A 10,482-nucleotide genomic window follows, 5' to 3' on the forward strand; every position below is an offset into this window, starting at 1 on the left:
GACTCCGACCGCCGACCCGGCCCCGGCCCCCGCTCCGGCTCCACCTCCGGCCGCCGCCTCAACGCCTGCTCCTGCCGCAGCCGCTCCGACGCCGACCCCGCCTCCCGCCGCCGCCTCAACGCCCGCCCCTGTCGCGGCCGTTCCCCCGCCGACGCCGGCTCCGGCCGCCATCCCGACGCCGGCCCCCGCCACGGCCGTTCCCACGCCGCCCCATGCTTGGGGGCCGTCGCCGGTCCGGGCCATGGCGCACGCGACTCCGGTCGCCGTTCCAACTCCGGCCCCCGATGGGGAAGTTCAAGCGCCGCCTACGGCCAAGGGCGTCCCGACTCCCGCCCCCGCGGCGGACGTCCCGACCCCCGCCCCGGCGCCCGCCGAGCCGGAGCCGCAGGCCGCCGCCGGGCCCGAGCCCCCAACGGCCGTTCCGCTCCCCAAGCTCGCCGCGGAGCGGCGCGGCGCTCCGGCGGTCCGGACCGGGGCGCTGACCTGGCTGTTCTGGCTGCTGATCGCCTGCTGCACGGCCAGCGCCGCGCTGCTGGCCGGCACCTTCGGCTACGACGGAACGGCCGTCGGCGGCGGGCTCGACCTCTGGATCACCCTCGGCACCGGCCTCCACGCGGCCCACGTCGCGGTCAGCGCCGCGCTGGTCGTGTCCTGGCTGCGGTGGTTCGCCGCCGCCCGCCGCCGCGCCGAGGCGCTCGCGCCCGGGCGGCTGCGGTACCGGCCCTGGATGGCCGGGCTGTGCTGGTTCCTGCCCATGGCCAACCTCGTGCTGCCCAAGCAGATCGCCAACGACATGTGGCACGCCGCCTCGCGGCCCTCCCGCTCCGGCGGCATGGCGCCCCACGGCCGGGTGAACGCCTGGTGGGGGACGGCCCTGCTGCTCGCCCTGCCCGCCGCGGCCCCGCGCCTGCTGCCCCTGGACCAGCCCTGGGACCGGAACGGCGGGTACGAGCTGGACCTCCCGCTGGCCGTCGTCATGCTCGCCTCCTACGCCGCCACCGTCGCCGCGGCCGTCGCCGCCCTGGTCTTCGCCCGGCGCCTGAGCGCCATGCAGCGCGCCGCCCTCCGCGCGACCCGCCGCTGAACGCTCCCGGCCGCCCCCGGGGACCCGCCGCCGTCCCGCGTCCGGCGTCAACCGCTGTGCTCCTGACCGGCGTTCGGCATGACCGACTCCCGTTCGGGTCCTCCCTTCCGTTCTCGGGTCATTTTTCGGCCACGGAGACAATAGATGCACGGTGCATGAATTACTCGGACACCTCTTCCCGGCGGACGAGGCCGCGTGCAGACTCGCAGCTCACAGACCCTTCAGGCGCCCCGGCGCCCCCTGCACGCAAGGAATCGCCCATGCACCACCGCACCCGCCCCCACGGCCTTCGGGTGTGGCTGAAAAATGCCCTCGCCACCCTCGTCGCCGGCGTCCTGGCCCTCGGCATCGTCGCTGCCGCCGACGGCACCGCCGTCGCGGCCGAGCAGGAGTACCGGCGCGGGCCGGCCCCGACCCTCAACTCGCTGCGGGCCGCCCAGGGGCCGTTCTCCTACGCGCGCGTCACCGTCCCCGAGCAGCCCGGCTTCGGCGGCGGAACGATCTACTACCCGACGAACGCCGGCGGGGGCACGTTCGGCGCCGTCGCCATGTCGCCCGGCCTCAACGCGGACCAGGGCAGCCTCGCCTGGTACGGCCCGAAGCTGGCCACCAACGGCTTCGTCGTCTTCACGATCAACAACCTCAACACCGCCACCGACTCGCCGCCCGCCCGGGGCCGCCAGCTGCTCGCCGCGCTGGACTACCTCACCGGCCGCAGCGCGGTCGCCAACCGCGTCGACCCCGCGCGGCTGGCCGTGGCCGGCCACTCGCTGGGCGGCGGCGGCGCGATCAACGCCGCTGCGGAGCGGCCCGGCCTCCAGGCGGCCATCCCCCTCACCCCGTACGTCTTCGACAGGTCCTGGCCCGAGGTCCGCGTCCCGACCTTCATCCTCGGCGCCGAGAACGACAACTCCGCCCCCGTGGCCCAGCACGCCGAGCCCCTGTACCAGGGCCTGGTCAACGCCCCGGAGCGCGCCTACCTGGAGCTGGCCGGCCGCGGTCACCTGGCGCCCAACTTCCAGAACGCCACGATCGGCCAGTTCACCCTGGCCTGGCTGAAGCGCTATGTCGACAACGACACCCGCTACGAGCGGTTCCTCTGCCCGCCGCCCGCCCCCAGCGACGTGATCGCGGAGTACCGCGACACCTGTCCCGGCGCCTGAGCACCCACGGCCGCGGCGCCCCGCGCCCCGGATCCACCGGGGCGCGGGGCGCCGTCGCCTCAGCGGCCGGCGCGCCCGCGGAGCCCGCGGCGCAGCCGCCGCACGCCGCGCCGGCCCAGCACCCGCAGCAGGTCCCGCGCGGGCACCCGCCGCACGGGCCGGTCCTCCACCGCCGGGTCCTCCGTCTTCAGCGAACCCTCCGGCCTCGAAGCCTTCGCCCGCTCCGGCGGCGGCACGGGGCGCGGGCGCGGCACCGCCGCGCCCGCCGCTATCCCGCCCAGGACGGCCTCCACCGCGACGGCCGTGGGGATCACCTCCGGGGCCGCGCATGCCTGGGGGCCGCCCGGGGGCGGCGTCAGCGCGGCCAGGTCACCGATCACCCGCAGGCCCGAGCCGGCGATGGCGGCGACCATCTTCTCGGCCACCGCGGACGCCGCCTCCTGCGCCCAGGCCGGCGTGACGATCCGCGGCTCGCCGGGCGCGGGACTGTAGCCCTGCAGACGGGGCACCACCCCGTCGCGCACCAGGGCCTGGCGCGGGCGGCCGGGCACCGGGCTCTCGGCCAGCCGCCGGTTCAGCCGCAGCAGCAACTCGGCCTGCCCGAGCGTGAGGGAGCGGTTGCCGCCGCCCTCCTCGGGGACCAGCAGCCCGTCCGGCAGGCCCAGCAGCTTCTCGAACGACCGGAACAGCCGCTCGGGACGGGCGTCGTCCACCACGACCACCGTGACGTTCTCCGCCCCGGCGGCCACCGCCCACCGCTCCAGCAGCAGGTCGTGCCGGTGCCGGTGCCAGAACTCGGCGGCCGGCGGCTCGTCGGCGGGGCGGCGCAGCAGGCCGGTCAGCCAGTCCTCGTAGGAGTGGCACAGCCCGTGCTTGACGTACTGCTGCCAGTGCGAGGGCAGGATCCGCAGCAGCGGGCGGAGCGTCACCACCACGTGCGCCGGCCCGCCCCGCAGGCCCTCCACCACGGCCCGGGCGGCGTCCTCGTCTGCGTTGGAGAAGAACTCGCTGCTGATCATCACCCGGCTCTCACCGGCGCTCTCGGCCTCCGCGCACAGCGCCTCCCACGGGCCCAGGTCGCCCCCCGGCCCCTCGGTCACCGCGACGGCCGGCTCCTTGGCCTGCCGGCCGCTCCCGGCGTACAGGACGCCGTGCGCGGCGAGTTCCTCCCGCGCGCGGTGAAAGGCGCCCTGCAGCGCGGTCGTTCCGGTCTTGTGCGGCCCGATGTGCACCAGCCGCGTGCGCGGCGCCACGGTACATCGATCCTCTGCCATGAGGCGTGCGTCCCTCCAGGTCCTCGGCGGAAGACCCCGCTGGAGCGGGGTCACGCACGGCAGCGTAGGGAGCGCCGGTGAGCGCGGGCTCATCGTTCCATGAGAGGTCTGTGAGAGATCAACAGGGGCTGAGGAACCGTCAGATTCCCGGGCCCGGCGCCGCCGGCGGCGCTATCATGCCCGCACACGCGAGCCGCGCGGGGGAGGGGCGATGGAGTTCACGCTGGCCACGTCGGCCGTCGGCGCCGGGGACGAGGCCGAACTGCGGTCGTTGCACCGCTGGTTGACAGAGGATCCCTACGTCCGCCGGAACGCCAGGGCCGACCTGGCCGGCGCGGTGCCGGCCGAGGGGGAGATGAGCGGGGGCGCGCTGGAGTACGTCCGGCTCGTGCTGGACTCGGGTTTCCAGCTCGCCAACCTCGCGCTCGCCTGGTATGCCTGGCGCGGCACCCGCCCCCGGCCCCCCGAGATCACGGTCGAGCACGGCGGGAAGAAGGTGACGCTCTCCGGGCAGGACCCGGACACCGCCGCGCGCCTGCTGGCCGCGCTGACCCGCGAGGAGCCGTGACCACCGGGAGCCCCGTCTCCCCGGGCCGCTCGGCCGCCGTGCTGATCGGCGTCAGCTCCTACGCGCACCTGGCCGACCTGCCGGCCGTGCGCGCCAACGTGGCCGACCTGGCCGTGCAGTTGCGGGACGCCTCGGTGTGGGGCCTGCCCGGACAGCGCTGCCACCTGGCGCTCGAACCCCGCAGCGCCGCCGAGGCCATCGGCCACCTGCGCCGGGCCGTGGACTCCACCACGGACACCCTGCTGGTGTACTACGCCGGGCACGGCCTGATCGACCCGGACCGGGGCGACCTGTGGCTCGGGCTGCCCGGCTCGATCGCCGGCGAGCCCGACACCACCCTGCCCTGGGACTGGATCAGGCGCCAGCTCCTGCGCAGCCGCGCCGAGTGCCGCATCGTCGTCCTCGACTGCTGCTACAGCGGGCGGGCGCTGGGCATGATGGCCGAGGCCCGCGCCGCGCTGGCCAACGGCGCCGCCGTCGAGGGCACCTACCTGATGGCCTCGGCCGCCGAGTCCGCCCAGGCCCTGGCCCCGCCGGGCGAGACGCACACGGCCTTCACCGGCGAACTCATCGGCCTGCTGCGGCGCGGCGTCCCCGAGGGCCCCGAACTCCTCGCGCTGGACGACGTGTTCGCTCTCCTCGCCGACGGCCTGCGCGCCAGGTCCCGCCCCGAGCCGCAGCGCCGGGTGCGGAACGACGCCGGGCGCCTGCCGCTGTTCCGCAACCGGGCCTGGGCCCCGGCGGGCGGGGGCCGCCGGATGCTGGCCGGGCGCTACGAGCTGCACGCGCCGCGCCGCCGCGGCGCGCTCAGCGATTCCTTCGCGGGCACGGACACCGTCCTGGGCCGGGAGGTGATCGTCCGGCTGATGCGGCCCGAGGCGGCGGCCGAGCCCGCGCTGCGGCGGCGCTTCGAGGCCAGGACCCGCTCGCGCGCGCCGCTGGGGCACCCCTCCATCGCCCTGCTGCTCGACCTCGGCAGCGACCGGGGCGAGGGAATCGCCCGCCCCTTCCACGTCGTCGAGGCGCCCGGAGGCCGCCCGCTGCACACGCTGGTGGCCCAACGGCCCCTCCCGCCCGCCGAGGTGGTCCGCCTCGCATCGGGGCTGCTCGGGACGCTCGAACACGCCCACGGCCTCGGGGCGGCCGGCTGGGATCTCGTTCCCGAGAACCTGACCCACACCCCGGAGCGGGGCATCAGGCTGCTCGAACTGGCCGAGGGGCCGGGCCCGGTCGGCCCCGATCCGGACGCGGGGGCCGACCTGCGGGCCGTGGGCGGCCTGATGTACCGGCTGCTCACCGGCCGCCCGCTCACCGGGGACGGCCGCCCCACCGGGCCGTCCACCCACCGGCCCGAGGTGTCCGAGGCGTTCGACGCCGTGGTCCTGCGGGCCCTGGCCGCCGACCCGGCCGCCCGCTACGCCGGGGCCGCGGAGATGCGGCAGGCCGTGGACAGCCTCGCCGGCCAGGAGCTGCGCCCGGCGCCCTCCCCGCCGCGCGCGCCTGCGGCGCCCCCGCGCGTGCGCCGCCCCTCCCCGCCCCCGCCCCCGCTGGTGCTGCGCTTCGCCGCGGGCTCGCACACGGGACTGGTCAGGAAGTACAACGCGGACTCCGGGTACGCGGGACCGCGACTGCTGGCCGTCGCGGACGGGTACGCCGCCCCCGTCGCGTCGGCGGAGGTGATCTCCGTGCTGAGCCGCCTGGACGCGACGCCTCCGGCCGGCGACCCCGCCGAGGCCCTGGGCAGGGCGGCGGCCCTGGCCGACACCAGGGTGAAGGCCCTCGGACACCCCCTGCGAGCCGTGAGCAGCAGCGCCACCGCGCTGTTGTGGAACGGCGCGGGGCTCGGGCTGATGCACATCGGCCGCACGCGCGCCTATCTGCTGCGCGCGGGCATGCTGTACCTCTGCACCCGCGACCACACCTGGGCGCAAGGGGAGACCGACGAGTGGGGTCCGGCCGAGGAGGAACCGGCGGGGCACGGGCCGCCCGAGCTGCCGTTGTTCCGGGAGCTCGGCCTTGGCGGCGTCTCCGCAACGCCTGACCTGGCGCTGCGTCAGGCCCAGGCGGGCGACCGGTACTTGCTCTGCAGTGACGGCCTCTCGGGCCCGGTCTCCCCGCAGCTCCTGCATGACGCCCTGACCGCCCACCCGGCCTCGCCCCAGGACGCGGTCAACGCGCTCACCGAATACGCCCTCCGCAGCGGCGGGCCCGACAACATCACCTGCGTCGTGGCCGACGTGGCCGAGCCCACCCCCGAGAGCGCGGGGGACCAGAGCCCGCCCTACGTCGTGGGCGCCGTCGCCGCCTCCCCGCCCTTCGACGCCGCCGACCCGCCCGCCTAGCAGCGCCCGGACGTCGCCAGAAACTTGTAGTAGAAGCCGCAGTCCCGCAGCTCCCCCGAGGGGTCGGCCGCGTAGGCGGGGACCAGGCCGTAGGGGGTCCAGCCGGCCGCGCGGTAGAGGCGTTCCGCGGGGCTGCCGGTCTCCGTGTCGAGGAGCAGCAGGGCGGCGCCCCGGCGGGCGGCCTCCGCCTCGGCGGCGGCCAGCAGCGCCCGGCCCAGGCCCCGGCCGCGCGCCTGCGGGCCCACCATCAGCTTGATCACCTCGGCGCGGTGGCGGCCGTTCGGCTTGGCCTCCGGGGCGAGGCTCACGGTGCCCGCGACCGCGCCGGGGGAGGTGCCCGGCACGGCCCACACCAGCAGGCTGCCCCCGGCCACCGCCGGCTCGCGCTCCCGCCACCAGGCGGCGGCCTCGGACGCGGTGAAGGGGGAGAGGAAGCCCAGCGAGGCGCCGCCGGCCACCACCTCGGCCAGCAACGCGGCCAGGCCGGGCACGGCCTCGCGGAACGCGTCGGGGGAGAGGAGCACGGGCGCGCTCACGGCAGGACCACCAGCAGCGCGTAGCGGGCCGGGTCCGGGCCGGGGCAGCGGAAGCGGGTCCCCTCCCACACCCGGAACCGCAGGCAGTCGCCGGGCCCCAGCGCGTGCACGGCCGCGCCCACGGTCACCTCCAGCGCGCCGCCCAGCAGCCACAGGTGCTGTTCGAGGCCGGGAACGGGCGGCCCGTCGTAGGCGAGGTCGGCCCCGGGCCGCAGCAGGCCCTCGACCACCTCCCCGCGCAGCCCGGGGTGCGGCGGGGAGACCGACCGGCGCGTGAACCCCGAGGTCTCGTCCCGCCAGACGGCCTGCTCCCCGGCCCGCACCAGCGCCGGCGGCTCGGACTCGGCTTCCACCTCGGCCAGCAGGCGGGACATCGTCCGGCCGTAGGCGGCGCAGAGCCGGTTCAGCAGGGCGGCCGTGGGGCTGATCTCCCCGCGCTCCAGCCGCGAGAGGGTGGAGCGGCTCACGCCGGTGCGCCCGGACAGCTCCTCCAGCGACCACCCGCGCTCGCCGCGCAGCCGCGCCAGCCGCCCGGCCAGCCGCACCTCGACCTCGTCCCGCGCCGCCTCAGGAATTCCCATGAACGGGAGGATATCCCGTATCCGGGACGGCCTTGTGGCGGGCCCCTCGCTCAGCGCTGAGGGGAGGCGCCGCCCGCGCTGCCCGCGACCGCCGGGGGCGTGCCCTCCCGGCCCTCCTCCGGCCCCTCCCGCGTCGGCGCCGCCGCCGCGGCGTGGGCGGGCCACGGCAGCCAGGCGGTCAAGGTGAAATCGCCGTCCCGGAAGCCGTGTTCGACGCGTCCGCCGGCCAGCGTGGCGCGCTCGGCCAGCCCGATCAGGCCCCGGCCCGAGCCCGGGATGCCGGGGGAGGCGGCGGGCGCGGCAGCCGCGTTGCGCACCTCCACGCGCAGGCCCTCGCCGGGGCCGCCGCCGACCGTGACGGCAATGGGCGCGCCGGGCGCGTGCTTGCGGGCGTTGGTCAGGCCCTCCTGAACGACCCGGTAGGCCGTGCGACCCGTCGCGGCCGGGGCCGGGGCCGGGGCCGAGGACGGGTCCGCGGTCCGCACCCGCAGCGTGACCCGCGCCCCGGCCGTCCGGGACTCCTCGGCCAGCCGCGGCAGGTCGGCCAGAAGCGGCTGCGGGCCCTCGGCGCTCTCCGGCGAGCGCAGCACACCGATGATCTCCCGCAGGTCCTCCAGCGCCTGGTGCGCGCAGGTCCGGATCACCCCGCAGGCCCGGCCCACCTCTTCCGGCGGGGCGCCGGGGTTGAACTCCAGCGCCCCCGCGTGAACGCTCAGCAGCGACAGCCGGTGCGCGAGCACGTCGTGCATCTCCCGGGCCACGTCCTGGCGGGCCTGCCGCCTGGCCTCGGCCGCGGCCCGGTCTGCGCGCTCACGCAGCGAGGCGATCAGCATCCGCCGCGAGCGCCGGTACAGGCCCCAGCCGAAGGCCGCCGCGATCAGGGTGAAGTACGTCAGCGCCGAGGTGGTCTCCTGGCCCGGGTCGGGGGAGCGCAGCAGGAAGAGCGGCAGCGGCGCCGCGGCCAGCGCCCCGACCCAGGCCGTGGTGCGTGCCGGCCGCCGGGCGGCCACGGTGTAGACGGCGACCAGCGTGGGCCCGGTGACGAAGTGCAGGACCGCGCCCGAGAGCAGGAGCGCCACGGCCAGCCGCACCGGCCACCTCCGGCGCAGGAGAACGGCCGCGCAGGCCGCCGCCCCCGCCGCGCGGTCCGCCGTCAGCCACCCCGCCGGGACGTCGTCGGGCACCACCGAGTCGGAGGTGAGCACGGCGAAGGCGGCTGCGAACAGAAGCAGGCCCAGGTCGGCCAGGCGTTCTCGGGACACGACGACGACGGTACGTCCGGGGCGGGGCGGGCGGAACGCCGCGGCCGGGAGGTCGAGACCTTGGGATGACACACGCCGGCGCGGCGCAGACCTTCGTCGGGAACGGCCGGGCCTCGAGACGGCGGCCGGGCTTCCCGGCAGCTATCGGCTCCGGTGAACGGCCCGGCGTGCGTCGGTCGCGTGTGCGCCCCCCGCCCCCGCCCGGCGACCGGACTTGGTCGCGTACCGACCACAAATGACCAGCCATTGCCAGCAGTTGGACCGAATGCCCGGGGCTGCGGCCCCATGATGTCGATTACATCTCGTAGTGCTGGCGTGCCACAGGGTGGAGGGGGTAGGTTCCGGGCAGACGAGGAGGCCCGGCCGGTCTGCCAACCGTGCAGCCGGGCCCCTCCGGCACCACACTGTCAATCGACCGTTGAGGAGAGGCTGCATGCCTCCTGATCGCATGACACCGGGGCGGCGAGGACCGGGCTCCGACGGGCCGCGGTCACCGTCCCCGCGTGACGGTAGCATCCCGCGCCCCGCGGTGGTTGAAACCAGAAGCGGCCGTACCCGCGCGGGCAACAGCCGCGCCCCGGCCCTCCCCGCCGCCCCCCGGCCCGCGCGTTGCGCCCCCGGCCCGCCGCCCCGTGCGGCCCGCCGCCCGCCCGGCGCCCGGTACCGCCCGATTTTCCGCGGCTGACACCGCCCGTCCTGCCCCGACGACACCCCCTCGCCCCGGCGCGCCACCCGGAGCGTTCGCGCTTCCGGCCGCGCGCCCCCCGGCCGCGTCCCGCACGCCTTTCGCCCGGGGCGGCGAGCCCATCCCGCGCCGCCCCACGGCGAAACCGCACGGCGGCACCCTCACCCTCAGGCGACCACCCGGGAATCCCCGATGTCCTTAGCGCAGAGTCCGTACGACTCGTTCCAGACCCGCTGCAAGAACGCCAAGTGCCGCAAGGCGCTGATCCGCAACCGCCTGGGCCGCCCCAAGGAGTACTGCGACAAGCGGTGCCGCGACGCGGCGTACCGCGCCCACCAGGCGGCCCCCTCCGCCGAGGCCGCCCGGTACACCGCCTACGTCCGCGCCCTCTCCGAGAGCCTGGCCCGCAGCGCCGACGCGCTGCTGAACGCGGCCTCCACCGAGGGTGCCGGCGAGGAGTCCTCGCTGCGGGTGCTCCACTGGTGCGCCGAGATCGAGCGCCGCACGCACGACGTGCAGGCCGCCGCGGTCGGCCTGGCCCGCACCCAGCGCGTCCCGGCGGCCGGCATCGCGCGGGCCATGTCCGTCACCCCGGCCAAGCTGCGCACCACCTGGCCCGCCGACGTGGTCGAGCGCCGGATGCACCGCAACGTCGGCGTTCCCTCCGAGGCGGTCCCGAGCGCCGGGGAGCGCGCGGCGGACCGCGAGCGCGCCGGCGATCTGCTGCCGCGCCCCCGCCGGGCGGGCGCCCGGCGCGGCGACCCGCGCGACGGGGAGGAGCGGCCCCCCGGCGGCCTGTCCCTGGCGCTGGCCACCCTGCACCGCTCCAGTGGCCGGACCCTGCGTGACCTGGGCCGCGCGGTGGGCGTCTCCGCCTCCTACCTCTCCCGGGTGCTGGCCGGCAAGCGGTGCCCCTCCTGGCGCCTGGCCCAGAGCCTGGCCGAGGAGTGCGGCGGCGACCCCGACGACATCCGCCCGCTGTGGGAG

General features: G+C 77.1%; 9 protein-coding genes. 5 read left to right on the forward strand and 4 right to left on the reverse strand.

The genetic code is table 11. The features are described from left to right. The first annotated feature begins 241 nt into the window (after positions 1-241). Both RM780_RS27095 and RM780_RS27100 read left to right on the forward strand, forming a co-directional pair. The gene (locus tag RM780_RS27095) at positions 242-1,084 is read left to right on the forward strand and encodes a DUF4328 domain-containing protein (RefSeq protein ID WP_311633552.1); all 843 of its coding nucleotides are present in this window, start codon (positions 242-244) and stop codon (positions 1,082-1,084) included. Positions 1,085-1,344: 260 nt separating this feature from the next. Next, positions 1,345-2,247, forward strand: coding sequence for a poly(ethylene terephthalate) hydrolase family protein (locus RM780_RS27100; RefSeq protein ID WP_311633553.1), 903 nt, complete (start codon positions 1,345-1,347; stop codon positions 2,245-2,247). A gap of 59 nt (positions 2,248-2,306) precedes the next feature. Here the strand turns inward: RM780_RS27100 and RM780_RS27105 are convergent, their stop codons facing one another. Next, complete coding sequence (locus RM780_RS27105; protein WP_311633554.1) at positions 2,307-3,500, reverse strand: hypothetical protein; 1,194 nt, start codon at positions 3,498-3,500, stop codon at positions 2,307-2,309. Between the two features lie 232 nt (positions 3,501-3,732). On the opposite strand from RM780_RS27105, the gene RM780_RS27110 reads away from it, so the two are divergent. Both RM780_RS27110 and RM780_RS27115 read left to right on the forward strand, forming a co-directional pair. Continuing rightward, complete coding sequence (locus RM780_RS27110) at positions 3,733-4,089, forward strand: effector-associated constant component EACC1 (RefSeq protein ID WP_311633555.1); 357 nt, start codon at positions 3,733-3,735, stop codon at positions 4,087-4,089. Further along, positions 4,086-6,431, forward strand: coding sequence for a caspase, EACC1-associated type (locus RM780_RS27115; protein ID WP_311633556.1), 2,346 nt, complete (start codon positions 4,086-4,088; stop codon positions 6,429-6,431). The genes RM780_RS27110 and RM780_RS27115 overlap by 4 nt, the downstream gene beginning before the upstream one ends. Here RM780_RS27115 and RM780_RS27120 read toward each other — a convergent pair. From RM780_RS27120 to RM780_RS27130, 3 genes are read right to left on the reverse strand one after another with little or no spacing between them, the layout of a single operon-like run. Next, positions 6,428-6,967: a GNAT family N-acetyltransferase gene (locus RM780_RS27120; protein ID WP_311633557.1), complete on the reverse strand. Its 540-nt coding sequence runs from the start codon at positions 6,965-6,967 to the stop codon at positions 6,428-6,430. The genes RM780_RS27115 and RM780_RS27120 overlap by 4 nt on opposite strands. After that, positions 6,964-7,548, reverse strand: coding sequence for a helix-turn-helix domain-containing protein (locus RM780_RS27125; protein WP_311633558.1), 585 nt, complete (start codon positions 7,546-7,548; stop codon positions 6,964-6,966). Before RM780_RS27125 ends, RM780_RS27120 begins: the two co-directional genes overlap by 4 nt. 50 nt (positions 7,549-7,598) lie before the next feature. Further along, complete coding sequence (locus RM780_RS27130; protein WP_311633559.1) at positions 7,599-8,810, reverse strand: sensor histidine kinase; 1,212 nt, start codon at positions 8,808-8,810, stop codon at positions 7,599-7,601. Positions 8,811-9,687: 877 nt separating this feature from the next. Here RM780_RS27130 and RM780_RS27135 point away from each other — a divergent pair. Further along, the coding region (locus RM780_RS27135) for a helix-turn-helix domain-containing protein (RefSeq protein WP_311633560.1) at positions 9,688-10,482 on the forward strand (795 nt) is incomplete at its 3' end.

Origin of the sequence: Streptomyces boetiae (genome assembly GCF_031845405.1) — a bacterium.
Classification (GTDB): Bacteria; Actinomycetota; Actinomycetes; order Streptomycetales; family Streptomycetaceae; genus Streptomyces; species Streptomyces boetiae.